At 42.3% G+C, this 24,054-nt stretch carries 28 protein-coding genes; 18 read left to right on the top strand and 10 right to left on the bottom strand.

Annotation, left to right across the window (positions count from 1 at the left end; translation table 11 throughout):
• The first annotated feature begins 154 nt into the window (after positions 1 to 154).
• Both sirA and M1D59_RS10440 read left to right on the top strand, forming a co-directional pair.
• Positions 155 to 592, top strand: coding sequence for a sporulation inhibitor of replication protein SirA (sirA, locus tag M1D59_RS10435; protein ID WP_003182234.1), 438 nt, complete (start codon positions 155 to 157; stop codon positions 590 to 592).
• 84 nt (positions 593 to 676) lie between these two features.
• On the top strand, positions 677 to 895 hold the full coding sequence (locus tag M1D59_RS10440; protein ID WP_003182236.1) for a YneF family protein: 219 nt from the start codon (positions 677 to 679) through the stop codon (positions 893 to 895).
• An 80-nt stretch (positions 896 to 975) separates the two neighbouring features.
• On the opposite strand, the gene M1D59_RS10445 is transcribed toward M1D59_RS10440, so the two are convergent.
• Positions 976 to 1,137 (bottom strand): aspartyl-phosphate phosphatase Spo0E family protein, encoded by a 162-nt coding sequence (locus M1D59_RS10445; protein ID WP_020451597.1) that lies wholly within the window; start codon positions 1,135 to 1,137, stop codon positions 976 to 978.
• Positions 1,138 to 1,379: 242 nt separating this feature from the next.
• Here M1D59_RS10445 and M1D59_RS10450 point away from each other — a divergent pair, with 242 nt between their 5' ends.
• The 3 genes from M1D59_RS10450 to M1D59_RS10460 all read left to right on the top strand — a co-directional run bounded on the left by M1D59_RS10450 (position 1,380) and on the right by M1D59_RS10460 (position 3,110).
• Positions 1,380 to 2,087, top strand: coding sequence for a cytochrome c biogenesis protein CcdA (locus tag M1D59_RS10450; RefSeq protein ID WP_020451598.1), 708 nt, complete (start codon positions 1,380 to 1,382; stop codon positions 2,085 to 2,087).
• An 83-nt stretch (positions 2,088 to 2,170) separates the two neighbouring features.
• Complete coding sequence (locus M1D59_RS10455) at positions 2,171 to 2,542, top strand: response regulator (protein WP_020451599.1); 372 nt, start codon at positions 2,171 to 2,173, stop codon at positions 2,540 to 2,542.
• A 73-nt stretch (positions 2,543 to 2,615) separates the two neighbouring features.
• On the top strand, positions 2,616 to 3,110 hold the full coding sequence (locus tag M1D59_RS10460) for a CcdC family protein (protein WP_020451600.1): 495 nt from the start codon (positions 2,616 to 2,618) through the stop codon (positions 3,108 to 3,110).
• A gap of 35 nt (positions 3,111 to 3,145) precedes the next feature.
• On the opposite strand, the gene M1D59_RS10465 is transcribed toward M1D59_RS10460, so the two are convergent.
• The 4 genes from M1D59_RS10465 to sspO form a co-directional block, all read right to left on the bottom strand.
• The gene (locus M1D59_RS10465) at positions 3,146 to 3,574 is read right to left on the bottom strand and encodes a DUF2621 family protein (protein ID WP_020451601.1); all 429 of its coding nucleotides are present in this window, start codon (positions 3,572 to 3,574) and stop codon (positions 3,146 to 3,148) included.
• A gap of 205 nt (positions 3,575 to 3,779) precedes the next feature.
• Positions 3,780 to 4,187 (bottom strand): Hsp20/alpha crystallin family protein, encoded by a 408-nt coding sequence (locus M1D59_RS10470; RefSeq protein WP_020451602.1) that lies wholly within the window; start codon positions 4,185 to 4,187, stop codon positions 3,780 to 3,782.
• A 135-nt stretch (positions 4,188 to 4,322) separates the two neighbouring features.
• Positions 4,323 to 4,469, bottom strand: coding sequence for a small acid-soluble spore protein P (locus M1D59_RS10475; RefSeq protein ID WP_003182250.1), 147 nt, complete (start codon positions 4,467 to 4,469; stop codon positions 4,323 to 4,325).
• A gap of 41 nt (positions 4,470 to 4,510) precedes the next feature.
• Positions 4,511 to 4,657, bottom strand: a complete 147-nt coding sequence (gene sspO, locus M1D59_RS10480; protein WP_020451603.1) for a small acid-soluble spore protein O — start codon at positions 4,655 to 4,657, stop codon at positions 4,511 to 4,513.
• 234 nt (positions 4,658 to 4,891) lie between these two features.
• On the opposite strand from sspO, the gene acnA reads away from it, so the two are divergent.
• The 7 genes from acnA (at position 4,892) to M1D59_RS10515 (ending at position 9,688) form a co-directional block, all read left to right on the top strand.
• The gene (gene acnA, locus M1D59_RS10485) at positions 4,892 to 7,618 is read left to right on the top strand and encodes an aconitate hydratase AcnA (RefSeq protein WP_458118016.1); all 2,727 of its coding nucleotides are present in this window, start codon (positions 4,892 to 4,894) and stop codon (positions 7,616 to 7,618) included.
• 69 nt (positions 7,619 to 7,687) lie between these two features.
• The gene (locus M1D59_RS10490) at positions 7,688 to 8,194 is read left to right on the top strand and encodes a redoxin domain-containing protein (RefSeq protein ID WP_020451605.1); all 507 of its coding nucleotides are present in this window, start codon (positions 7,688 to 7,690) and stop codon (positions 8,192 to 8,194) included.
• 71 nt (positions 8,195 to 8,265) lie between these two features.
• Positions 8,266 to 8,391 (top strand): FbpB family small basic protein, encoded by a 126-nt coding sequence (locus M1D59_RS10495; protein ID WP_023857590.1) that lies wholly within the window; start codon positions 8,266 to 8,268, stop codon positions 8,389 to 8,391.
• Positions 8,392 to 8,459: 68 nt separating this feature from the next.
• The gene (locus M1D59_RS10500; protein ID WP_003182261.1) at positions 8,460 to 8,603 is read left to right on the top strand and encodes an acid-soluble spore protein N; all 144 of its coding nucleotides are present in this window, start codon (positions 8,460 to 8,462) and stop codon (positions 8,601 to 8,603) included.
• 25 nt (positions 8,604 to 8,628) lie between these two features.
• On the top strand, positions 8,629 to 8,865 hold the full coding sequence (gene tlp / locus M1D59_RS10505; RefSeq protein ID WP_023857589.1) for a small acid-soluble spore protein Tlp: 237 nt from the start codon (positions 8,629 to 8,631) through the stop codon (positions 8,863 to 8,865).
• Between the two features lie 104 nt (positions 8,866 to 8,969).
• Positions 8,970 to 9,386 carry a YbgC/FadM family acyl-CoA thioesterase gene (locus tag M1D59_RS10510; protein WP_020451607.1) on the top strand — a complete coding sequence of 139 codons (417 nt, stop codon included), beginning with the start codon at positions 8,970 to 8,972 and terminating at the stop codon, positions 9,384 to 9,386.
• Positions 9,386 to 9,688 (top strand): hypothetical protein, encoded by a 303-nt coding sequence (locus M1D59_RS10515; protein ID WP_020451608.1) that lies wholly within the window; start codon positions 9,386 to 9,388, stop codon positions 9,686 to 9,688. The genes M1D59_RS10510 and M1D59_RS10515 overlap by 1 nt, the downstream gene beginning before the upstream one ends.
• Before the next feature lie 223 nt (positions 9,689 to 9,911).
• Here the strand turns inward: M1D59_RS10515 and M1D59_RS10520 are convergent, their stop codons facing one another.
• The 4 genes from M1D59_RS10520 to plsY all read right to left on the bottom strand — a co-directional run bounded on the left by M1D59_RS10520 (position 9,912) and on the right by plsY (position 12,983).
• Positions 9,912 to 10,274, bottom strand: coding sequence for a YxeA family protein (locus M1D59_RS10520; RefSeq protein ID WP_130569491.1), 363 nt, complete (start codon positions 10,272 to 10,274; stop codon positions 9,912 to 9,914).
• 426 nt (positions 10,275 to 10,700) lie between these two features.
• Positions 10,701 to 11,732 carry a YdcF family protein gene (locus tag M1D59_RS10525; RefSeq protein ID WP_035338659.1) on the bottom strand — a complete coding sequence of 344 codons (1,032 nt, stop codon included), beginning with the start codon at positions 11,730 to 11,732 and terminating at the stop codon, positions 10,701 to 10,703.
• 267 nt (positions 11,733 to 11,999) lie between these two features.
• A complete protein-coding gene (locus M1D59_RS10530; RefSeq protein ID WP_020451611.1) occupies positions 12,000 to 12,287 on the bottom strand; it encodes a HesB/YadR/YfhF family protein in 288 nt (95 codons plus the stop codon).
• A gap of 102 nt (positions 12,288 to 12,389) precedes the next feature.
• Complete coding sequence (gene plsY, locus M1D59_RS10535) at positions 12,390 to 12,983, bottom strand: glycerol-3-phosphate 1-O-acyltransferase PlsY (protein ID WP_023857586.1); 594 nt, start codon at positions 12,981 to 12,983, stop codon at positions 12,390 to 12,392.
• Between the two features lie 178 nt (positions 12,984 to 13,161).
• Between plsY and M1D59_RS10540 the strand changes: the two genes are divergently transcribed.
• The 3 genes from M1D59_RS10540 to parC all read left to right on the top strand — a co-directional run bounded on the left by M1D59_RS10540 (position 13,162) and on the right by parC (position 18,294).
• On the top strand, positions 13,162 to 13,575 hold the full coding sequence (locus M1D59_RS10540) for a CoA-binding protein (protein ID WP_075754574.1): 414 nt from the start codon (positions 13,162 to 13,164) through the stop codon (positions 13,573 to 13,575).
• 323 nt (positions 13,576 to 13,898) lie between these two features.
• Positions 13,899 to 15,866, top strand: coding sequence for a DNA topoisomerase IV subunit B (parE, locus tag M1D59_RS10545; RefSeq protein WP_020451614.1), 1,968 nt, complete (start codon positions 13,899 to 13,901; stop codon positions 15,864 to 15,866).
• Between the two features lie 4 nt (positions 15,867 to 15,870).
• The gene (gene parC / locus M1D59_RS10550) at positions 15,871 to 18,294 is read left to right on the top strand and encodes a DNA topoisomerase IV subunit A (protein ID WP_216920680.1); all 2,424 of its coding nucleotides are present in this window, start codon (positions 15,871 to 15,873) and stop codon (positions 18,292 to 18,294) included.
• 313 nt (positions 18,295 to 18,607) lie between these two features.
• On the opposite strand, the gene M1D59_RS10555 is transcribed toward parC, so the two are convergent.
• Positions 18,608 to 19,699 carry a GntR family transcriptional regulator gene (locus M1D59_RS10555; RefSeq protein WP_095290630.1) on the bottom strand — a complete coding sequence of 364 codons (1,092 nt, stop codon included), beginning with the start codon at positions 19,697 to 19,699 and terminating at the stop codon, positions 18,608 to 18,610.
• A 351-nt stretch (positions 19,700 to 20,050) separates the two neighbouring features.
• On the opposite strand from M1D59_RS10555, the gene M1D59_RS10560 reads away from it, so the two are divergent.
• The 3 genes from M1D59_RS10560 to araA are packed head-to-tail and all read left to right on the top strand — an operon-like array spanning position 20,051 to position 23,846.
• On the top strand, positions 20,051 to 21,658 hold the full coding sequence (locus M1D59_RS10560; protein ID WP_224067033.1) for a xylulokinase: 1,608 nt from the start codon (positions 20,051 to 20,053) through the stop codon (positions 21,656 to 21,658).
• A gap of 24 nt (positions 21,659 to 21,682) precedes the next feature.
• A complete protein-coding gene (locus M1D59_RS10565; RefSeq protein WP_039072737.1) occupies positions 21,683 to 22,378 on the top strand; it encodes an L-ribulose-5-phosphate 4-epimerase in 696 nt (231 codons plus the stop codon).
• A 43-nt stretch (positions 22,379 to 22,421) separates the two neighbouring features.
• Positions 22,422 to 23,846 carry an L-arabinose isomerase gene (gene araA / locus M1D59_RS10570; RefSeq protein WP_020451619.1) on the top strand — a complete coding sequence of 475 codons (1,425 nt, stop codon included), beginning with the start codon at positions 22,422 to 22,424 and terminating at the stop codon, positions 23,844 to 23,846.
• The last annotated feature ends 208 nt before the right edge of the window (positions 23,847 to 24,054 follow it).

Below are 24,054 nucleotides of genomic sequence, written 5' to 3' on the forward strand. Positions count from 1 at the left end.
TCGGGCATATGAAAGAGAATGATCTGCGGATCATTCTCTTTTTTTCATTTCGACAAAATTAGTCGCTTCTTTTATCATCATCAGACAATTATTTCTAACCCCCTTTTGTATAATAGAAAGCATATATTCTTCGATACAGGGGGATGAGACAGTGATGGAACGCCATTATTATACGTATTTGATAGAAGAGGAATTTGCCAGCCATTATTTTGGAAGAGAGTCTGTCATGTTCAAGCTGTTTTACGATTATCATTGGACGAGCCCCGATCAAAAGTCTCAATTAGCCGCCAAGCAGATCGAGTTCATTACAAAACCGATTCCCGCAGCCCATATACACAAAAGAATGAAAATGAACCTCTGCCGGGAAGACTATACACAAGTTGACTATGTATACAGATTGATTGTTCCAAAAGGAAGCGCTTCTTTTATTATCAAAGACCGACATATTGAGATTTTGGCGAAGGGTCCATTCGATGCCGAAACGGTTTTCTTTGAGGTTTTGCGGAAAGTAAGTCCGTGTTTCCTTGCGATGGATTTTAATATGAAACGTTACGGCTGGCTGAACCCTGTGAAAGAAAGAAATTTTGTATAAAAAAAAGATTTTGGACTGTAGATGTTGTATAATAGCGTTTGGTTTAGTACACTTTATACGAGACAACATGAAGGAGGAAATTAAATGGATTTATGGGTTGTCATCCTAGTGGGCGTTTTAGCATTGCTCGCAGGTGTTGCACTCGGATTTTTTATTGCTCGTAAATATATGATGAACTATTTGAAAAAAAATCCGCCAATTAATGAACAAATGCTGCGCATGATGATGATGCAGATGGGTATGAAACCATCCCAGAAGAAAATTAATCAAATGATGAAAGCCATGGAAAATCAAACGAAATAATACGAATGCGATTATGACATAGAAGGAACATGGTTATAAAATAAAAAACCCGCTTCCGGGTTTTTTATTTTGATCTATGATTATTGTGTATGTCCGAGAGATAGTTTTTGGTATTCCAAAAGAAGGATATCCAGCTGCTGGCTGTGCTGAATGGTGATATGTGAAGTCATGCCGTTTGTCATGACGATTTTTAGCAGCTCTTTTCTTTTTTCCTCAATTTCATGAAGCAGATTTTCTTTCATCACAGGAATTTATCCTTTCTTCTGTAAAAATCATCTTTTTGTTGCCTACTAAATGTTATTATATCCATATATAGGTTCCTTTTCAATTCTGAAGGTGATAAGGGTAAATTGTCAAAATTGATTATATAAAGAAATTCGTGAAACCAACATCCTTTTTTGTGATATGTTAGGAAATTGAAATGTAATTGTCATATCAAATGATTTTCTTTCATAGTATTCCAAAAAATAGAAGGGAGAAAGAGATGGCTGATATCAACTATATTCTCGCTTTCGGTGCAGGGTTTCTATCGTTTATTTCGCCATGCTGCCTGCCGCTGTATCCCGCTTTTTTATCATATATTACAGGTGTCAGCATGAGTGAAATCCATTCTGACAGACTTATGTTTCAAAAAAGGAGCCTGATACATACGATCTTTTTCCTGATTGGCTTTTCGATGATCTTTGTGGCTCTCGGCTACAGCACATCGCTTGTCGGGTCCTTTTTTAAGGATTATCATCAGCTCATCAGGCAGCTTGGCGCGGTATTCATCATCTTTTTTGGATTTGTCACACTGGGGGTTTTTAAGCCTGAATTTTTAATGAAAGAAAGGCGCCTCCATTTTAAAAACAGGCCCGGCGGCCTGCTCGGTTCTGTCGGAATCGGAATGGCATTTGCCGCCGGCTGGACGCCCTGCACCGGTCCGATTCTTGCAGCGGTCATCACACTCGCCGGAACGAACCCGATGTCGGCCGTACCTTATATGGTGCTTTATGCGCTCGGATTCAGCCTGCCGTTTCTGCTCCTGTCTTTTTTCATGACAAAGATGAAATGGCTTCGAAAGCATCAGCTCATCATCATGAAGATCGGCGGAATTGCAATGATTGCAGTCGGAATCCTGCTGTTCTTTGACTGGATGACGAAAATCATTATCGTACTGTCAGGCCTGTTCGGCGATTTCAGAGGCTTTTAGATACCTGGCTAAGGACCGCCTTGGTTTTTTGTTATAATAGGACTTATTCACAGCAAAATTGAATAATGATGTTGGAGGGGAGTATGACAAGGGTTTTAATTGTTGATGATGCAAAATTTATGAGAGATAAAATCAGAGAAATACTTGAAACAGAAGACTTGCAAGTCGCGGGTGAAGCCGGGAACGGGGAAGAAGCTGTTTTGCTTTATCAAGAGCTGCAGCCGGACTTGGTTATCATGGATATTACAATGCCTGTGAAAAACGGGATTGAAGCTTTAAAGGACATGATCCAGCTGAACCCGAAGGTGAAAGTGATCATGTGTACGGCCATGCGGCAAAAGCGAATCGTTGTTGAAGCGATCGAAGCCGGAGCCAAGGACTTTATCGTCAAGCCTTTCGAGGAGACGAAAGTCGTCGAAGCGATTCGCCACGTGCTCGGAAATCCTTGCAGCTGAAAAACCTGAACATGGTTTTTTTCTTCGTTTTGGAGTATAGTAACAAGTAGAGAAATTAGCTTTAGAAAAAGGGATGATATGTATGATGATCGTCGTTTCATCTATACTTGCCGTCGTGATGGCCGTCATTGTCATGGCTGTCAGAATCAAGTCATCTGAAAAACCGGCTACGGCCAAAAAAATTATACTGCCTCCGATTTTTATGAGCACCGGTGCTCTCATGTTTTTATTTCCGATGTTCCACGTGACCGGTGCCGAATTTTTGGAAGCTCTCACAGTGGGCATGATCTTTTCTATTTTCTTAATTAAAACCTCAAAATTTGAAATCCGCGATGATAAAATCTATATTAAACGCTCCAAATCGTTTGTGTTTATTTTAATTGCGCTGCTCGTCATCCGGATCGCGATGAAGAGCATATTAAGCACAACGATCGATTACGGCGCACTGAGCGGAATGTTTTGGATTCTGGCTTTCGGGATGATCGTTCCTTGGCGGATTGCCATGTTTTTATCGTTCAGAAAGCTTTCAAGCCAGATTGAAGCGTCAAATCACATACAGGTCAATTAAAACAAAACCTTTCCTTCTTTCAGGAAAGGTTTTGTTTATTTAAAAAGCTCTTGATAGGAAGAGTGATCAATGTTCTTTTCTTTTAAACGCTTTACGAGGAACTTATGGTCTTTTTTCGGTGTGGCCATAATATAGCCTCTGACGATTAAATCCCGGTCGATTGCGCCTGCTTTTTCCTTTAATGCGAGTTCTCCGATCTTTCCGGCGATTTTCGCTTTTGCTACATCGCGAAACAGTTCGGGTACGGGAGAAACTAATTCTTCAAGCAGTTCTTTTTCTTCTTCATTCCACAAATGCCTTGTCTGTTCAATATAATAATCCTGCCAGTCCAGCTCAGATTTCCCATCTTCTTTAGGCAGCCTTTTTAAAAATTTGCGAAACATGAAAAAACCGCCGATTGACAAGAGGACGATCATGATGACGATCCAAGCGAGCATCAGCCATAAAAACCATCCTTCCAGCATCTCTCATCACTCCTTTGTCTATAACCTATTTTACATGAAGGCGTTTTAGAAGAACATAGAAAAAATAATATAAAATGGGACACCGGCCTGATCAAAAGAGGTGCTAGAACATAATCTATTGTATAGCAATTCCCTAATCGGCCATAGAGAATTGCTAGCGGATATTTGACGAACGAACGGAAAAAAACCCGGATGGCAAAGTGTTTTACGCGCTGTCCGGGTTCTGCTTGTTGTGCATGTATGATATAAAAGGAATATGAAATGAAAGCGAAACTTCATCTTGGCTTGCTTCCTTATTGATTTTAACTGCAAGAATACTGTTCTCGCATTCCGCTTCGATCTGTTTGTCATTCAAAAAGAAAGGAAGCATCAGCGATTTTTCGTAATGCTGTTCATCGGTTTTAACCGCAAGCTTGAAATCGTAGCCGGAAAACGTCATGTCAAGGTGCCGGGCATTCAAGCGGCTTAAATCTGCTTCGATTATATATTCAGTGCTCGTTTCATAAAGGTCGATCGGAAAAGTCTCATCATAGAGGAGAAAAGGGTCGTCAACAAACTGTTTCATCCATTCTTTATCAAAATCTGCGGAATCGAAACGTTTTGTATTTGTCATTTGATCATTCCTCCATACCTAGCCTTACCGTTAGATTATGCACAGCTGTGAATTCATGTGAAGGAGGCGATTCGAAGGGGGTTGCATCGCCAGAGAGGTAAGTAAAAAACCGCGCCGTGAAAGACGCGGAAAATGTTACATATCGTGACTGGAATTATGTTTTTGTCTCGTATGGTTCCGGTTTTTAACTTTTTTGCTTCCGCTCAAAGGCTCTGGCTGCCCAGGCTGAGCTCCTTTCGGTGCGTTTTTGCGCATATCTTTGCCGTCGTTTTTATTTGTCAATGTCTTAACCTCCTAAGCCATTCATGAAGGATTTTTAGGATTTATTGATTGGTCTTCCGTTTTTTGTTGTTTTGGCGTTCCGCCTCAGTGAGAATATGCTGGTCATCTTCAATATATCCCGCGCCGTTTCCTTGGCGTTTAGCATTGTTCATTCCATTGATGACATGATTTGCTTTTCGTTTGGCCAATTTCGATCACCTCAGACTGTAGTATAGCCTTAGCGGGTGTATTGTATAAAAAAATGTATTTCCAGTAAAATAAACTTTTTTCCTTATATAAGGCATTCTTATTGAATTTAATAAAAACATTGATATTTACTTATGTTTAAAATTGTTTTAAGATTAAATTGTGAGAAAATTGTGGTGAAATATGCCGATTTTTCTGGCGTATGATCTTGATCTTTAAAGGGGGATTTTGGAGAAATGGCGAATCAGCAACAAGTCGCAAAAAAAGACGCTTTTCAATCAAGAAAAACGTTTACAGTACAAGGCAAAACGTACAGCTATTATTCTTTAAAAGCATTAGAGGATCAAGGAATCGGAAACGTATCAAAACTTCCTTATTCCATTAAAGTTTTGCTCGAATCCGTTCTTCGTCAAGTAGACGGGAGAGTCATTACAAAGGAACACGTTGAAAACTTGGCAAAATGGGGCACTGCCGAATTAAAGGATATTGACGTTCCTTTCAAACCATCCCGCGTTATTTTGCAGGACTTTACCGGCGTTCCAGCCGTTGTAGACCTTGCTTCATTAAGAAAAGCGATGGCTTCAGTCGGCGGAGATCCGGATAAAATCAATCCTGAAATACCGGTAGACCTTGTCATCGACCACTCCGTACAAGTTGACAAAGCGGGTACGGAAGATGCATTGACAATTAATATGGACCTTGAATTCCAACGAAATGCAGAGCGTTACAAATTTTTAAGCTGGGCTAAGAAAGCGTTTAATAACTATCAGGCTGTTCCCCCTGCTACAGGTATTGTTCACCAGGTGAACCTTGAGTATTTGGCAAACGTTGTCCATGCTGTGGAAGAAGACGGTGAGATTGTCGCTTATCCTGACACGCTTGTCGGTACTGACTCCCATACAACGATGATCAACGGAATCGGCGTTCTCGGCTGGGGCGTCGGCGGAATTGAAGCTGAAGCGGGCATGCTCGGCCAGCCTTCATATTTCCCTGTACCTGAAGTAATCGGAGCGAAGCTTGTCGGAAAGCTGCCGAACGGCACGACGGCGACGGACTTGGCGCTTAAAGTAACACAGGTGCTGCGTGAAAAAGGCGTGGTCGGAAAGTTCGTCGAATTCTTCGGACCGGGTGTTGCAGAACTTCCGCTTGCAGACCGTGCGACAATCGCAAATATGGCTCCTGAATACGGCGCGACTTGCGGTTTCTTCCCTGTTGATGAGGAAGCATTGGAATACATGCGTTTAACAGGCCGTGATGAAGAACATATCAATGTGGTGAAAGAATATTGCCGTCAAAACGGATTGTTCTACACGCCTGATCAGGAAGATCCCGTATTTACCGATATCGTTGAAATTGACTTGTCAAAAGTTGAAGCGAATCTTTCAGGTCCGAAGCGTCCTCAGGATCTCATTCCGCTGACTGACATGAAAGAGACATTCCACAAGCATTTGGCAAGCCCTGCAGGGAACCAGGGATTCGGTTTAAACGCGAGTGAGGCTGACAAAGAAATCAAATTTAAGCTTGAAAACGGCGAAGAAGCCGTCATGAAAACGGGTGCGATTGCGATTGCGGCGATCACCAGCTGCACAAATACATCAAACCCTTATGTCTTAATCGGTGCGGGCCTTGTCGCTAAAAAAGCGGTTGAACTGGGATTGAAAGTACCGAACTATGTGAAAACATCCCTGGCTCCGGGTTCAAAAGTCGTAACAGGCTACTTAGTCAATTCAGGCCTGCTTCCATATATGCGCGAGCTTGGATTTAACATCGTCGGATACGGCTGTACGACATGTATCGGGAACTCCGGACCGCTTGCGCCTGAAATCGAAAAAGCGGTTGCCGAAAATGACCTGCTGATTACGTCTGTCCTTTCCGGAAACCGTAACTTTGAAGGCCGGATTCATCCGCTTGTCAAAGGAAACTACCTGGCGTCTCCGCCGCTTGTCGTAGCCTATGCATTGGCGGGCACGGTAGATATTGACCTGAAAAACGAACCGATCGGCGTCGGAAAAGACGGTCAAAACGTATACTTCAACGATATTTGGCCGACGATGGACGAAATCAACTCCGTCGTGAAGCAAACCGTTACTCCTGAGTTGTTCAGAAAAGAATATGAGCGCGTGTTTGATGACAATGAACGCTGGAATGCGATTGAAACAACGGATGAAGCCCTGTATAAATGGGATGAAGAATCCACTTACATTCAAAACCCGCCGTTCTTTGAAAACATGTCAGTTGAGCCTGGTACGGTTGAACCGCTTAAAGGCTTGCGCATTGTCGGCAAATTCGGAGATTCTGTCACGACAGACCATATTTCTCCTGCGGGAGCGATCGGCAAAGACACGCCAGCCGGAAAATATCTGCAGGAAAAAGGCGTTTCTCCTAGAGACTTCAACTCATATGGTTCAAGACGCGGAAACCATGAAGTCATGATGAGGGGAACATTCGCCAACATCAGAATCAAAAACCAGATCGCTCCGGGTACAGAAGGCGGTTATACAACGTATTGGCCGACCGGAGAAGTAATGTCCATCTACGATGCCTGCATGAAGTATAAAGAAGACGGCACAGGTCTGGTCGTCATTGCCGGAAAAGACTACGGAATGGGTTCTTCCCGCGACTGGGCGGCAAAAGGAACAAATCTGCTCGGCATCAAAACCGTCATTGCAGAAAGCTTTGAAAGAATTCACAGAAGCAACCTTGTGCTGATGGGCGTTCTTCCGCTTCAATTTAAAGAGGGAGAAAACGCTGAAACGCTCGGTTTGACCGGGAAAGAAACGATTGAAGTTGACGTGAGTGAGACGGTTCGCCCGCGGGATCTCGTTCAAGTCAAAGCGATTGCCGAAGACGGCACAGTCAAGTCGTTTCAAGCTGTTGTACGCTTTGACAGCGAAGTAGAAATCGATTATTACCGTCACGGCGGAATCCTGCAAATGGTGCTCCGCAATAAAATGAAACAGTAATTGAATGAGGAGAGAAAGCCTTTAGCTTTCTCTTCTTTTTTCAGCGTGATCCTGAATTGGAGGATGCCGATGATGAAAAAATTGCTGGCTGCCGCGTTTCTTTTCGTTTTGGCCGGTCTTGCGGTATGGAACTTCACAGGGCAAAAGGAAGCCGAAATCGGCATTGCGAAAGGAGACAAGGCGCCTGATTTTACGCTTCCGTCTTTAAAGGATGGAAACGATGTATCTTTATCAGACTTTAAAGGAAAAAAAGTGCTGTTAAATTTTTGGGCCACCTGGTGTAAACCGTGTGAAATAGAAATGCCTGCAATGGAAGAACTCCAAAACGAAAATCAGGACATTGCCGTTTTGGCCGTCAACTTTACCTCTTCCGAGAAAAACGAAGAGTCGGTCAAAACGTTTGCCGAAAGGCACGGTTTACATTTCCCTATCGTCTTAGATCGAACGGGCATCAATGCGAAATACGAGATTTTTTCGTATCCGACAACATTTATTATTGATGAAAACGGAATGATTCAAGATATCGTCCTTGGGACGATGTCGAAAAAGAATATGGAAGAAAAGCTGGGATTATAAAAAATCCCGGCTTTTTTGCTTATATCGCCCAAAAAATGGTGAAAATGAAAACAAGCTGGAGGTGATTCAACATGAAAAAAACGAAAAGGCGGACATTTGAAGAACTTGTCTTGGAAAACAAAAAGGAGCTCATGACCAACCAGGAGTTTCTTGATCGGCTGGAAGATAAGCTTGAAGAGAAATTTAAGCTGAAGTGACTTTTTAAAAATCGATTCATGTTTACGCTCCTTTTTGAGAATCCTAATGCTGAAAAGGAGGGATAGACATGCCGAGGGAACATGACAAACAGTCTAAATTTGCCCCGAGCCATCTTGGGACAAAACCGGTAGAATATAAGCGCAACAAAGGAAAAAAGATGCATGATAAATCAGGAGAAACGCCGATCATTATGCAGACAAAGGGCGAGTAAAGAAGAAAAGGAGGCAGAGACCCGCATGACACACCAAAAACATCATCCGGATGACAGATCAGACAACGTGGAGAAGCTTCAAGACATGGTGCAGAACACAATCGAAAATATCGAGGAGTCTGAGGAGCAGCTGTCTTTTGCCAACCAGGCGGAACAGGAGCAGATCCGCGAAAAAAATCAACGCCGAAATGAGAGCATTGAGGCGATGCGCAATGAAATCCATGACGAGGCGGAAGACCGCGAAAACGGATATCATCAATAAACCAGGGCGACCTGGTTTTTTTGCATGAAGCCGTCTGTCGTGTTTTTGCCCATTCTATATGCTAAGATTGGATTATATATATTGTGAAAAGGGAGTAGAGGAATTTGTACGTCTCAAAAAAAGAAATAGAAGTCCGCTATGCCGAAACAGACCAAATGGGCGTCGTCTATCACGCCAATTATTTGATTTGGATGGAGGTTGGACGGACGGCTTTAATTAAAGAACTCGGCTTCTCTTACGCCGAAATGGAGAAAGACGGCATCCTGTCGCCTGTCGTGGATATCAATGTCCGCTACGTCAAACCTCTTCGCTACGGTGAAACCGCGACGGTACATACATGGATTGAAGAATATAACGGCTTTAAAACGGTATATGGGTATGAAATCTTCAATTCCGCTGGTGAAACCGCTGTGAAGGCCACATCGTCCCATATTTGCGTTGACGGGGACAGCTTCAAACCGGTTCAGTTCCGTAAGCTTTATCCAAAGTGGCATGAAGCTTATGAAGAGGCCAAAAAGTAATGGCATTCGGTATTAAAAGAAACGAGCTGAACGAATGGAAGCGCGCCGTTTTAAACGGCGAAGTTGCGTTCCTCACGCATTACTGGCTCGATGACAGGTATCCGGATGTCAATACCGTGACAAAAGCCGGATGCGGCAACATTGATAAGCTTGCAGAGTGGGGCAAACAGTACGGACTGAAAAAAGAGTGGATCCATAAAAGAAGCAAATTTCCTCACTTTGATTTATTGGGAGAGAAGCAGATCGAGATTTTAAAACAAGAAAAGCTCTCAAGCCATATCAAGCGTTTCAGGCTCGAATAATCCGGTGTTTTAGAGAAACCCGGACACCCTTGAAACAAGCAAGGATTGTCCTTGCTTGTTTCATCCTGACGAGCAAACATTGAAGGAGAAAAAGTCGGAACGATATCTTTAGTTTCAAGATGTCGTACCTTAGTGTTTTTCATGCCTTGATAAGGCCGCAGTCATTTTATTTTTCGTGAAAAAGTCCCTAAAACAAGAAGTTTTAGGGAGCAGAGTGAGCGTCTCATTGACTTTGATTGTTTAATTTGTGCAGGATGTCCTGATCTATTTGCTTCTCGCTTGCTTTTTCTTTGCTGGATATGATTTCTCTTCTGTCTTCCCAATGAATAATATAATACTGACCTTTCTGCATTTTTTCCTGAGAAGAGAGTTTTAGGTTTTTGGGTTTTCCATCTTTATCATAACCCGTAACATCATAGTTATAATTTATATATGTGTATCCATCACTTGTTTTTTCTTTAACGACTTTTGGATCTGTTGTAATTTTGACGTAATAAGCTTCCGTTGAATAATATCCGGAATATAAAAAATAGCCCCCGGCCAAAATCATCAGTCCTACCGTTAAAATCCCTAAAAACCATTTCATCTTTTATCACCTCGAACCCATCATATATAAAACCTCCAAACGAAACCATTGATTTATCTTACATATTCCTTTCACTGTTGTAAGCATTTAAAGTCCAAGCGCACCAAAAAAACAGCTACTTGAAGTAGGAAGAAGCATTAAGAAAAAAGAATCTGTTCACCATTAGATCTGATAAGGGTAAATTGAGGCTTTAGCATTTGAGAAAATCACTTTTCAGTTGTGGCTTGTTGCAGATAAAAGAAGGGGAGGTTTTTGCGAAATAGGGGGAAAATCGTTTTCCATTCTATCAATCGCTGTTATGCTGACTATTAAAAAGATATTTGAAGCATCAGTGCAGTGAAATTATATTTTCCAAGCAAAAAGACATCTTTTTGGTGAAGATGTCCTTCGAAAATACCCATCATAATCAATTGAGACTGCCATTTTTTAATCAATGAAAAAATTAAATGCGGTCAAAAGGATAGAAATGCCCAATATAGTTCCCACGACAATGCTATGCCGTTTACGATTCATCACAACAACAGCGATATATTCACGGATCATGGCGTTCGGCCAATAATAAAAAGCGGTCTTTGAACCGATGCCATCGCTTTTCAAGCCTGCTCGTTTTGCATATAGGCTGGCACGGAACAGATGGAAATTGTTTGTTGTGAAGATGCTGTTATATTTGCCGTCTGTTAATGAGTCCATCAGTTGTTTGGAGAAAAGCATATTTTGATATGTATTTACAGAACGGTCTTCTTTCAAAGTGTGCTCTCCAGGTATCCCTTTTTTTATAGCATATCTTTGCATAGCTTCGGCTTCAGAAAGATTTTCATCAGGTCCTTGCCCGCCGGAGAAAATGATTTTTGGCGGAGAAGCAATAGCTGTCTGTTTCCAATAAAAATCGACAGCCTTATTGATCCTGCTTGCTAAAAGCGGGGGTACTGTATCGTTAATTAATCCACTCCCGAGAACGATGATGTAATCCTGATTAAGCTTCGGTCTGTTAAATTGATATAGAAAATAAGCTGTTAAGAAATTTGTTAAATGAAAAAAGAAATAGACCGTAATAAGCGATGATCCCGCAAACAATGGCTGAACATTTGGCGATAAAAAACGAGCGGGGTCAATCACGGATAATAGGAAAAATATGATAATGCCTAACCCGGAAATTAAAGTCAAACAATTAGACAATCGCCGTCCTTCTCTTTTGATAAGAATTCTCGCATTCAGAAATAACCCGATCATTAAAGCAAATAGACCAAACGTTAGGATAAAGAAAAAGATCAGCAGCGGTACAATGACGAACAGTCTGAAAAAACCGATTCCGACAACGTATGCCAGATAGTAGGATAGAACAAGAAATGAACAAAAAAATAGATTGAATAAAAAACCGTTGATGATCCTTCTTCGGTCCGTTAAATAAAAGATCAGAAAAACAGCTAGCAAAATAAAGGTTATCACACCGTAAACCATGTCAAACACCTCGATATCAATGACTCTGTATAATATGGGAAAATCCTTGCCGGTTTATTTTAGACGAACTGCATTTTAGATATACAGAATCTATACTCACTCGGTTATTCGGGAGGTGTACGCAGCGTACGGTGTGCAGCTGCCGCACACTCAGGCGAGCCAGTCTATGTGTTGGAAGGCTTTTTTCGGTACTTTAATTAAGATGAAAAATAAAAAAACTTGCAGAAAAACAAGAGTTTCTCTGCAAGTTTTATAAAATGCTCTTTTTTACTGATATTCAAAAACAGGCTCTTCCGAAGATTCGTTATAGGTGACAAGCAGATCATGGCCGTCGAAATACCATACATCGCTTTCTTCAACGAAAAACGTAATGCCGTCTTTTTCCGCGCTCACACCGATTTGCTGCGGCTCATCTTTTGAAACCCCAAGGGAGAAGCCTTTTTGAACATTGCTGCAGCCTCCGTAACGGACAAAGAAGCGAACCTGATCTCCTTCTTTTAAATCAAGCTCGTCCTTATACCATTTAAGCGCCTCTTCATTAATTTTCAAATTCACGGGCAAGCACTCCTTCATCATTTGTTTCAAAGCATGCTGAATCTATTTATAGTATATAACGATTTTGTCCGATCATGAAAATATAATGTTTTTCGGATAGGCTCATTTTTTGCCGGACATCCACTTGATTTTGGGCTCGGTTTTATCCATAATGCGTTTAATGTTCGTCCTGTGTCTGTATACGACAAACGCCGTTAGAAAGGCGACGACTGCCACCAATAAAAGATCTTTCGTAAACAGGCTGTAAACCGTTGTATACAAGCCGGTTAAAATGGAAGAAAGCGATACATATTTTGTGATATACAAAAACAGAAAGAACACCGCAATCATTGTGAGAAACAGAAAAGGCTGATAGCAAAGCAATACGCCTCCGGAAGTAGCGACAGCTTTTCCGCCTTTAAATTTGGCGAACACAGGGAACATATGCCCGATGACTGCGGCTACACCGGCCAACAAAGGGTGTACGCCGATGTGGAGGATGGTGGGCAGAAAGGCGGCGAGCGTCCCTTTCAAAATATCCGCAGCCACCACGATGGAGCCGGCTTTCACCCCAAGTGTCCGGAATGCATTGGTGGCGCCAAGATTGCCGCTGCCGTGTTCCCTGATGTCGATTCCTTTGGCGGCCTTTCCGACAATTAAGCCGGACGGAATGCTGCCGAGTAGATAGGCTAAAACAAATAATAAAGCAATTAACATTTCATTTCTCCTTTTTAGATGATCCCTTCTCTTTATTTTAACATGAGAGGCGCTTTTCATGACGGCTTTTCTTTAGAAGTACCGTATATATCATACAAGATAATGCGCCCTAATCATATGAAAATTTTGATTATCGCCTTTGATTTCGTGTAAACTGAACGTAAAAGGAGTGATCGCCATGGAAAACCCTTCTAAACAGGAAATCAAAAGCATTCTTGAAAACAGTAAACGAATCGCGGTAGTCGGCCTGTCCGACAATCCTGAAAGAACATCGTACATGGTATCAAAAGCGATGCAGGACGCGGGATATGACATCATCCCTGTCAATCCGTCCATAGATGAGGCGCTGGGCGTCAAGGCTGTGGCATCATTAAAAGACATTGAAGGACATGTCGATATCGTCAATGTGTTCAGAAGATCCGAACATTTGCCCGATGTCGCAAAGGAATTCCTGGAGATAGACGCAGATGTGTTTTGGGCGCAGCAGGGGCTTGTCAACGAAGAAGCTTATCGGCTTCTGAGCGAAAAAGGCTATACGGTGATTATGGATTTGTGTATAAAAGTGGCACACGCGTTAACAAAATCGGCATAAAAAAGACAAAAATCCTTGTTTATTCAAGGGTTTTTGTCTTTTTTATGCGAGAATATGTTTGCGAATTGCTGTGAAAAACGGCTACAATAAGTCTTGGACAGTTTTTTTAAGAATGATTTTCCAATTGCTGGTGGAAAAGCCTTGTCCTCCAGGGGGCGAATCGTGTAAAATGACGGCTGTGCAAAAAAAACGGCATTCATTTAACATTTTCCCGACAATGCTTGAAGCGATTGGAAAAGAATCGGATAATACTTTGCTTTACATGACAGAGTGTGTATTATTCTTTATAAGCAATGTTTGATTTTTGAAAGGGGTTTATGCATTTGGTTAAGAAACAGCAATTTGACTATAATGATGATTCCATACAGGTGCTCGAAGGCCTTGAAGCGGTCAGAAAACGCCCCGGTATGTACATCGGTTCGACAGACAGCCGGGGTCTGCACCATCTCGTATATGAAATCGTCGATAATTCCGTCGATGAAGTCCTTGCGGGCCATGGGAATCATATTATAGTAAAGATACATAAAGATAACAGCATATCGGTGCAAGACAGAGGCCGGGGAATGCCAACAGGAATGCATAAGCTCGGCAAACCGACTCCCGAAATTATTTTGACAGTGCTGCATGCCGGAGGAAAGTTCGGCCAAGGCGGCTATAAAACGAGCGGGGGGCTGCACGGCGTCGGTGCATCCGTTGTAAACGCCCTGTCTGAGTGGCTGACAGTCACAATTGAGCGGGACGGAAATGTTTACAGACAGCGTTTTGAAAACGGCGGCAAACCGGTGACATCCCTTGATAAAATCGGAACGACCAAAAAGACCGGCACCCTGATTCATTTCAAGCCTGATCCTACGATGTTCAGCACAACGACTTTTAACTTTGAAACGCTTTCAGAGCGTCTGAGAGAATCAGCCTTTTTGTTAAAAGGATTAAAAATCGAATTGATCGATGAACGCGATCAAACAAAAGAAACGTTTTTATACGAAAACGGAATCGAAGCTTTTGTCGCTTATTTAAATGAGGAGAAAGACGCGCTTTCTGAAGTGGTCTCATTTGAAGGGGAGCACAACGGCATCGAGGTGGACTTCGCGTTTCAATTTAATGACGGCTATTCCGAAAACATCCTGTCATTCGTCAATAATGTCAGAACAAAGGACGGAGGAACCCATGAGTCCGGTGCGAAAACGGCGATGACAAGAGCATTCAACGAATATGCGAGAAAGGTGGCCCTTTTAAAAGAAAAGGACAAAAACCTTGAAGGAACGGACATCCGGGAAGGCCTGTCAGCCATCGTTTCCGTCCGGATTCCAGAAGAGCTTCTTCAATTTGAAGGACAGACAAAAGGAAAGCTCGGCACGAGTGAAGCAAGATCAGCCGTTGATGCGATCGTCTCCGAGCAGCTCGCATATTTCCTTGAAGAAAACAGGGAAACGGCAACATTGCTCGTCAAAAAAGCGATTAAAGCCTCCCAGGCAAGAGAAGCTGCGAGAAAAGCAAGAGAAGAGGCAAGAAGCGGAAAGAAAAGAAAGAAATCCGAAGCGACGCTCTCCGGCAAGCTGACGCCTGCACAATCAAGGAATCCGTCCAAAAACGAATTGTATCTCGTGGAGGGTGACTCTGCCGGAGGATCAGCAAAGCAGGGAAGAGACCGGAAATTCCAGGCTGTCCTGCCGCTCCGCGGAAAGGTTATCAATACGGAAAAAGCGAAGCTGGCCGATATTTTTAAAAATGAAGAGATCAATACGATTATTCATGCGATCGGCGGAGGGGTCGGCGCTGATTTTGACATTGAGGACATCAATTACGACAAAGTCATCATCATGACAGATGCGGATACAGACGGCGCTCATATCCAAGTGCTGCTCCTGACTTTTTTCTACCGCTATATGAAGCCGCTGATCGAGCACGGAAAAGTGTTTATCGCGCTGCCGCCGCTCTATAAAGTCAGCAAAGGGTCTGGCAAAAAAGAAATCATTGAATATGCTTGGTCTGATGAAGAAATGGACGACGTCCTCAAAAAAGTCGGAAGAGGATATACGATTCAGCGCTATAAAGGTCTCGGCGAAATGAACGCTGACCAGCTTTGGGAAACGACAATGAACCCCGAATCAAGAACGCTTGTCAGGGTTAAAATCGATGACGCAGCCCGTGTGGAAAGGCGCGTGACGACATTGATGGGCGACAAAGTTGAGCCGAGAAGAAAATGGATTGAGAAAAACGTCGCCTTCGGACTTGATGAAGAAAGCAACATTTTAGAAAACGAGAATTTATCGGTCGCTGAGGAGGTTTAAATAAATGGCACAGCCAGAGATTTATCATGATTTACCATTGGAAGACGTGATCGGCGACCGTTTCGGCCGATACAGCAAATATATTATTCAGGATCGGGCGCTCCCTGACGCCAGGGACGGCCTGAAGCCTGTTCAAAGAAGAATCCTATACGCCATGCATGCGGAAGGGAACACGCACGATAAGAATTTCCGCAAGGCCGCAAAAACGGTCGGTAATGTAATCGGGAACTATCATCCTCATGGAGACAGTTCGGTCTACGAAGCGATGGTGCGGATGAGCCAGGACTGGAAGGTTCGCAACGTGCTGGTTGAAATGCACGGTAACAACGGAAGCATCGACGGTGATCCGCCGGCTGCGATGCGTTATACAGAAGCAAGGCTCGCAGCGATCGCTTCAGAGCTTTTGCGAGATATTGACAAAGAAACGGTCGAGTTTGTGCCAAACTTTGATGATACAAGCAAGGAGCCCGTCGTCCTTCCGGCGATGTTCCCGAACCTGCTTGTCAACGGATCGACAGGGATTTCCGCCGGGTATGCGACTGACATTCCGCCGCATCATCTCGGGGAAGTGATCGATGCCGTGATAAGGCGGATTGACTCGCCGAACTGCAGTGTGGATGACCTCATGGAGCTCGTAAAAGGACCGGACTTTCCGACCGGAGGAATCATTCAGGGTAAAGAAGGCATAAAAAAAGCCTATGAAACCGGAAAAGGTAAAATCATCATCAGGGGCAAAGCCGAGATCGAAACCATCAGAGGCGGCCGCCAGCAAATTGTCATTACTGAAATTCCGTTTGAAGTCAACAAAGCGAATTTAGTGAAAAAAATGGACGAATTCAGGATTGAACGGAAGGTCGAAGGGATTTCCGAAGTCCGTGACGAGACCGACCGGACAGGACTCAGAATCGTGATTGAGCTGAAAAAAGAAGCGGATGCACAAGGTATTTTAAATTTCTTGTACAAAAACTCGGATTTGCAGATTCCGTACAACTTTAACATGGTGGCTATTCATAACAGAAGACCGATGTTGATGAATCTCACATCAATTTTGGACGCTTATATCGGCCACCAAAAAGAAGTCATCACCAACCGTTCTCAGTATGAGCTGAAAAAAGCGAAGGAAAGGCATCATATCGTAGAAGGATTGATGAAAGCACTGTCCATTTTGGATGAAGTCATTGCGACGATCCGTTCCTCCAATGACAAGCGCGATGCCAAAAACAATCTGATCGAAAAGTTCGCATTTACAGAGCCGCAGGCTGAAGCGATCGTTTCATTGCAGCTGTACAGGCTGACAAACACAGATATTACGGCCCTCCAGGAAGAAGCAAAAGAACTCGACCAGAAGATCAAAGAGCTGGAAGAGATCCTTTCCAATGACAAGAAACTCTTGAAAGTGATCAAAGACAGCTTGAAAAAGGTGAAAAAAATCTATGCCGGTCAACGGCGCTCTGTCATCGAGGAGAAAATTGAAGAAATCAAAATCAATCTTGAAGTGATGGTGGCGTCTGAAGACGTTTATGTGACCGTGACGAAAGACGGTTATATTAAACGAACGAGCCAGCGGTCTTTTGCTGCATCAAACGGCCAGGACTTCGGCATGAAAGATACCGACCGTCTGCTCTGTCAGCTGGAAATGAATACGACAGACGTACTGCTCTTATTTACAAATAAAGGGAGCTATGTGTATTGTCCGGTTCACCAGCTTCCTGATATCAGATGGAAAGACTTGGGTCAGCACATCACAAATATCATATCGATCGACAGCGATGAATCCATCGTCAAGGCGATCCCTGTCAGAGAGTTTACCGAATCTGAATACCTGCTGTTCTTTACGAAAAACGGAATGGCGAAAAGAACTCAGCTGATGCAGTATAAAGCACAGCGCTATTCAAAAGCATTGGTCGCTCTTAACTTAAAAGACGACGATGAAGTGGTTGATGTTCATGTAACGGACGGAACGAAAGATTTGTTTATCGCGACACATTCCGGCTACGGTCTGTGGTTCTCAGAAGATGAGGTCAGCGTCGTCGGTGCAAGGGCGGCCGGTGTCAAAGGCGTCAATTTGAAAGACGGCGACTTTGTCGCCAGCGGGCAGGTTTTAGAGGAATCGGATGTGCTTGTGCTCGTGACCCAGCGCGGATCTATTAAGCGGATGAACCGCACTGAATTTGAAAAAACGTCACGGGCGAAACGAGGGGTTCTCATGCTGAGGGAATTGAAGAAAAAACCTCACCGCATCACCGGGCTGCTCGCATGCTCATATCATGCTCAAATCACGCTTCAAACCGAAAAAGGCATCACAGAGGAGATGCTTGTCAAAGATATCAAGCTTCATGACCGGTACAGCAACGGTTCTTTCATCATCGACGAAGATGAGGCAGGGGAAGTAACGGATGTATGGATCAGCAAACATGAACGGGAGTGAAATCGACCTGCGCCCAATTCTAGGGATATCACCACATGCCTATCAAGAATAGAGCCATTCTGCAAGACAACGAAGAATGCTGCAGAAAAAGAGCATGCCAGATAAACTTTACACAGGTTCATTTTTAAATGCTAGGCTACTTTCTTGTGATACAAGCTTTTTCCCGTATCGGTGAGATTTTCGCTTTCTTTTTGGAGCAAGCGTCAAATACATGAAAATTCTCTGCTGCTTAATTAATAACAGAGTAAAACAACCCAGTCCGCGTTCACGCCTTTAGTGCACATGGACTGGGTTTTCCTTGATCACACCAAGATTATTGTACATCTAACTCTTTTACGGTTTCACCTTCAATTAACACAGGCTGATAGTAGGTTTCGTTTGGTAAGTCTTTCTTTCCTTGCAATTTCTTGATGACCCAATCAGCTGCATCGTGTCCCATTTGTTCTTGAGGATGTGTCAATGTTGTTAGTTTGATATTCGCATTTTTGGCAATATACGAATTGTCCTGTCCAATAATTGACAATTTGTCCGGGACAGAAATATTAAGTTGTCTGCATACATTTGCTACTTCCAACCCTACTTCGTCGTTATAGCAAACAATTGCAGTCAACACGTCTCTCTTTTCATTTAGAAACTTCTTCAGGTTTGTGTATAGTTCCAGCTTCGTCTCTGTATTGTACGAAAGCACATGCTCTGGTTGAAATCGTAATTTGGCTTCACCAAGCGCTTTTATATACCCCTTCATTCGATACTTTCCTTGTAAATCATCCATTTTTGAAATGAGACCAATTTGTGTATGTCCTTTTGATATTAATTCTTTTGTTGCGAGATAGCTGGACTGCACATCATCGAGACAAAGAAAAGGAACATCTAATTCTTCATAATAAGCATTGATCATGATGAAAGGAATATCCTGTTCCTTAAACGATAAATAGTAAGCAATATTGGGATTGTATAGATTACTTTTCGTAGGTTCAACAATTAAACCATCGACGCCAAATGACAACATCATTTCCAAAGCTTTTTTTTCTTGTTCGACATCATTATTTGTACTAGCTAATAGTAACGAATAATTAGCCTCATTCAATCTCCCTTCAATTCCGCGAATAATTGAGGGGAAAATGTAATCTGAAATGTAGGTCGTAATTACACCGATTATTTTATTATTGGAATTCCCTCCAGGTTTTGATTGATACTGATTACTTACATAAGTGCCAGACCCTTTTTCACTTCTTAAAAACCCCTCGTTCGCCAGCTCTAAAATCGCCTTTCGAACAGTGTGCCGGCTGACTTTGTATTCTTCTTGTATGGCGGATTCAGTAGGAATTTGTTCTCCTACCCTGTAAACTCCTGAAAGGATTTTACTTTTTATATCATTAATGATGATCTTATACTTTGGTTTCATTTCACTCACTTCTTTCATAGTTGTTCGCATTCTAATTTTTTTAATTGAATGATTTGTGTGGACATATTTTATCATGGCTTTCAATGAATGAAAAGATTTCACCTTATTTTCGTGAAAATGAATAAGTAATTCTAATTTTTTTCTTTAAATTTCATGTTATACAAATACTTTTTATTATAAGCATGAAGAGAAAAAGAATATAAATATCGTTGTGATATTTATATGAACATATTATATTATTGATTGACAAATGTACGTACAAAAAATATACTAAGTCTGTAATTAAGTTAAGCGAAAAGGGAAATGCCTTCTTTCGAATAATATTGAAATCGCTATCAGAGGGGGGATAACGTGAAAGCGAATCAAGTAAACATCAAGCAGGCGATAACTGAGGGAGAAACATCGCTTGGAATTGAATTCGGATCCACACGTATTAAAGCAGTGTTGATTGATAGCAGTTTTGAAACAATCGCATCTGGAAGTTATGAGTGGGAAAACCGCTTGGAAGATGGATTTTGGACGTACAACTTAGTAGATATTATCACTGGGTTGCAAACAGCTTATAGTGAAATGAAGAATGATGTTGAACGAAATTATGGCATCACCATTCGCAAAATCGGTTCTATTGGATTTTCTGCAATGATGCATGGATATATGGCTTTTGACAACACAGGGGAGCTGCTTGTTCCGTTTCGAACTTGGCGTAACTCAACAACCGGTGCTGCAGCAAAAGAATTAACTGATCAATTTCAATTCAATATCCCTGAACGGTGGAGTATTGCTCATTTATATCAAGCGATATTAAATGAAGAGAAACATTTGCCTCGCATTGATTATATCACCACTTTAGCTGGGTACATTCACTGGTTGCTGACTGGCAATAAAGCAATTGGCATTGGAGATGCTTCGGGCATGTTCCCAATTGATGAATCAACGCAAAATTACAATGAATCGATGCTCAAGCAGTTTGATGAACTGATTTCGAACAAAGGCTATCCTTGGAGTATAAAGGATATTCTTCCTGAAGTTTATATTTCAGGCGAGCAAGCAGGCGAATTAACCGAAATTGGCGCGAAAATTCTGGATCAATCAAAAAATTTACAGCCAGGTATCCCGGTTTGTCCGCCGGAAGGCGATGCTGGAACAGGAATGGTTGCTACGAATAGTGTGAGGAAACGCACTGGAAACATCTCAGTAGGAACTTCAGTTTTTGCCATGATTGTATTAGAGAAAGAACTTTCGAAAGTATATCCAGAAATTGATTTGGTAACAACGCCAAACGGCAGTCCGGTTGGAATGGTTCATGCGAATAACTGCTCAAGCGATTTGAATGCTTGGCTAGGGTTGTTTCGTGAATTTTTTGAGGCAATGGGACAAAAGGTTGAAATGAATAAATTATTCGAAGTGGTGTTGAATAAAGCATTGGAGGCTGACTTAGACGGCGGTGGCTTACTAAGCTACGGTTATTTCTCTGGTGAAAATATTACAGGACTAGAAAAAGGCCGGCCGTTATTTGTCCGCTCACCAGAGAGCCGTTTCGATTTAGCAAACTTCATGCGGACACACCTTTTTGCAGCTTTTGCAGCTTTGAAAATCGGAATGGATATTTTGACCAAAGAGGAAAATATTGATATTGATAGCATTTTAGCTCACGGCGGTTTATTCAAAACCCCTCTTGTCGGACAAAAAATTGTTGCAGCTGCAATGAATACGCCAGTATCAGTTATGGCAACTGCCGGAGAGGGCGGTGCGTGGGGAATGGCTATTCTTGCTTCTTACATGATGAACAAAGATCAACAAGAAAGCTTAGAAGATTTCCTCGACAAAAAAGTCTTTGAAGAGGATGCCGGGCAAGAAATTTACCCTGATCAATTAGATGTTGAAGGATTTGAAGCATTTATCGAACGGTACAAAAAAGGTTTAATGATTGAGCAGGCCGCTGTGGATCATTTGATTTAATGAGTGGAAAGTGGAGGGGTTGACGTGCTAGAACAACTGAAAGAAGAAGTGTTACAAGCAAATTTGGACTTGCCTAAATACGGCCTCGTGAAATACACATGGGGAAATGCAAGTGCCATTGACCGTGAAACTGGTTTATTCGTTATCAAACCTAGTGGTGTTGATTATGAAACAATGAAAGCTAGTGATATGGTGGTTGTTGATTTAGATGGCAATATTGTTGAAGGAGAGCTGAGGCCTTCATCAGATACAGCGACTCACGCGGTACTTTATAAGCATTACCCTGAAATTGGAGGAATTGTACACACTCATTCAACTTGGGCGACAATCTGGGCTCAAGCAGGCCTTGATGTTCCGGCGATGGGGACCACTCATGCAGACACATTCTATGGTTCCGTGCCATGTGCCCGATACTTGACACAAGAGGAGGTTGATCGAGGTTACGAAGTAGAAACCGGTAATGTCATTATCGAAACATTTGAAGAGCGCGGGTTAGATATTTTAGCTGTTCCCGGTGTCTTACTTCATGGTCATGGTCCATTTACTTGGGGCAAAGATGTAAAATCAGCAGTATTGAATAGTGTGGTGTTGGATGAAGTCGCGAAAATGAATTTATTTACCCGAGAATTAAATCATTTTGCAAAAGAATTACCACAATGTATTTTAGATAAACATTATTTACGAAAACACGGTAAAAATGCTTATTATGGTCAAAAGTAAAATCAATTCTATCAAACTATTCATTTAAGAAAAGAGGGTTATGATGTTAACACAAGGAAAAAAAGAATTCTGGTTTGTCGTAGGTTCACAACATCTTTATGGGGAAGAAGCGCTTGAAGAAGTCAGAGCGCACGCGCAAGCCGTGACTGATGCATTAAATGAAAGCGCTGTATTGCCATACCCGCTTGTATTGCAAGATTTAGCTGTTAGTGCAGATAAAATCACAAGCATCATGAAAGAAGTGAACTATCGTGACGAAGTTGCCGGTGTTATCACTTGGATGCATACTTTTTCACCTGCAAAAATGTGGATTCGCGGAACAAAATTATTACAAAAACCGTTACTTCATTTAGCGACACAATTTAATGAAAGTATTCCGTGGACAACGATTGACATGGACTTTATGAACCTAAACCAATCTGCTCATGGGGACCGTGAATATGGTTTTATCAATGCCCGTTTGCAAAAACAAAATAAAGTTGTCGTAGGTTATTGGGAACGCCCTGAAGTGCAACAGCAAATTGCGGAATGGATGGACGTAGCGGTTGCTTATAACGAAAGCTTCAACATCAAGGTCGCCCGATTTGGTGACAACATGCGTAACGTTGCTGTTACTGAAGGGGATAAGGTTGAAGCACAAATTCAATTTGGCTGGACAGTTGATTACTTTGGCATTGGTGATCTTGTTCAATACGTGAATGCGGTTACAGATGAAGAAATTAATCGATTGTTTGCTGAATATGCAGACCTTTATGAATTTGATTATGGTACTTACAGTCAGGAAGATTGGGAGAAGAGCGTAAAAGTACAAGCAAGCTATGAAATCGCCATTAAACGTTTCCTGGATGATGGTGGTTATAATGCCTTCACAACTAACTTTGAAGATTTATATGGGATGAAACAACTTCCGGGTCTTGCCGTCCAACGTTTGATGGCCCAAGGATATGGCTTTGCTGGTGAAGGAGATTGGAAAACTGCAGCGCTCGATCGTTTACTCAAAGTGATGAGCCGTAACCAATCAACCGGCTTTATGGAAGATTACACATATGAATTAGCTGCCGGTCAAGAATCAATCCTTCAATCACATATGCTTGAAGTTGACCCATCTTTAGCAAGCAACAAACCGAAAATTATCGTATCTCCATTAGGTATTGGTGATCGTGAAGACCCGGCACGCTTAGTGTTCGACGGAAAAGCAGGAGATGGTGTGGTTGTTTCGATGGCAGACTTTGGTACGCATTACAAACTGTTGATTAACGAAGTTTCTGCATTTGAACCAACTGTTCCGGCACCAAACCTTCCGGTGGCACGGGTGCTTTGGGAAGTGAAGCCTAACTTTCAGGATGGAGTGAAAGCGTGGCTTGAAAACGGCGGCGGTCACCATACAGTTGTTTCATTGAATTTAACAACAGACCAAATGATCACTTATGCAAAGCTGGTTGACCTGGAATATGTAGTGATTAAGTAATGCCTCTAACCTCCGAGGAGGCTCTGCTTCCTTGGAGGTGAAAAATAGGGATATCAGATATCAAAATATTCATGATTTTGTAAGCGTTATCGTTATGTTCCGGAAAAATTGAAAGCGTTTAATAATAGGCGAATAAAACCATGAGGTTTAGTGAGAAATCCCACCAATATCCTAGCATGTATTTGCAGTTTGGAAACACTTTAATGAT

This window comes from Bacillus sp. PK6-026, from assembly GCF_054161455.1.

Excerpts from the sequence above, each read along its gene's own strand:
- sirA (WP_003182234.1), top strand. The coding sequence starts at position 155 with ATGGAACGCCATTATTATACGTATTTGATAGAAGAGGAATTTGCCAGC.
- M1D59_RS10440 (WP_003182236.1), top strand. The coding sequence starts at position 677 with ATGGATTTATGGGTTGTCATCCTAGTGGGCGTTTTAGCATTGCTCGCA.
- M1D59_RS10445 (WP_020451597.1), bottom strand. The coding sequence starts at position 1,137 with ATGAAAGAAAATCTGCTTCATGAAATTGAGGAAAAAAGAAAAGAGCTG.
- M1D59_RS10450 (WP_020451598.1), top strand. The coding sequence starts at position 1,380 with ATGGCTGATATCAACTATATTCTCGCTTTCGGTGCAGGGTTTCTATCG.
- M1D59_RS10455 (WP_020451599.1), top strand. The coding sequence starts at position 2,171 with ATGACAAGGGTTTTAATTGTTGATGATGCAAAATTTATGAGAGATAAA.
- M1D59_RS10460 (WP_020451600.1), top strand. The coding sequence starts at position 2,616 with ATGATATGTATGATGATCGTCGTTTCATCTATACTTGCCGTCGTGATG.
- M1D59_RS10465 (WP_020451601.1), bottom strand. The coding sequence starts at position 3,574 with ATGCTGGAAGGATGGTTTTTATGGCTGATGCTCGCTTGGATCGTCATC.
- M1D59_RS10470 (WP_020451602.1), bottom strand. The coding sequence starts at position 4,187 with ATGACAAATACAAAACGTTTCGATTCCGCAGATTTTGATAAAGAATGG.
- acnA (WP_458118016.1), top strand. The coding sequence starts at position 4,892 with ATGGCGAATCAGCAACAAGTCGCAAAAAAAGACGCTTTTCAATCAAGA.
- M1D59_RS10490 (WP_020451605.1), top strand. The coding sequence starts at position 7,688 with ATGATGAAAAAATTGCTGGCTGCCGCGTTTCTTTTCGTTTTGGCCGGT.
- M1D59_RS10495 (WP_023857590.1), top strand. The coding sequence starts at position 8,266 with ATGAAAAAAACGAAAAGGCGGACATTTGAAGAACTTGTCTTGGAAAAC.
- M1D59_RS10500 (WP_003182261.1), top strand. The coding sequence starts at position 8,460 with ATGCCGAGGGAACATGACAAACAGTCTAAATTTGCCCCGAGCCATCTT.
- tlp (WP_023857589.1), top strand. The coding sequence starts at position 8,629 with ATGACACACCAAAAACATCATCCGGATGACAGATCAGACAACGTGGAG.
- M1D59_RS10515 (WP_020451608.1), top strand. The coding sequence starts at position 9,386 with ATGGCATTCGGTATTAAAAGAAACGAGCTGAACGAATGGAAGCGCGCC.
- M1D59_RS10520 (WP_130569491.1), bottom strand. The coding sequence starts at position 10,274 with ATGAAATGGTTTTTAGGGATTTTAACGGTAGGACTGATGATTTTGGCC.
- M1D59_RS10525 (WP_035338659.1), bottom strand. The coding sequence starts at position 11,732 with ATGGTTTACGGTGTGATAACCTTTATTTTGCTAGCTGTTTTTCTGATC.
- plsY (WP_023857586.1), bottom strand. The coding sequence starts at position 12,983 with ATGTTAATTGCTTTATTATTTGTTTTAGCCTATCTACTCGGCAGCATT.
- M1D59_RS10540 (WP_075754574.1), top strand. The coding sequence starts at position 13,162 with ATGGAAAACCCTTCTAAACAGGAAATCAAAAGCATTCTTGAAAACAGT.
- parC (WP_216920680.1), top strand. The coding sequence starts at position 15,871 with ATGGCACAGCCAGAGATTTATCATGATTTACCATTGGAAGACGTGATC.
- M1D59_RS10555 (WP_095290630.1), bottom strand. The coding sequence starts at position 19,699 with ATGAAACCAAAGTATAAGATCATCATTAATGATATAAAAAGTAAAATC.
- araA (WP_020451619.1), top strand. The coding sequence starts at position 22,422 with ATGTTAACACAAGGAAAAAAAGAATTCTGGTTTGTCGTAGGTTCACAA.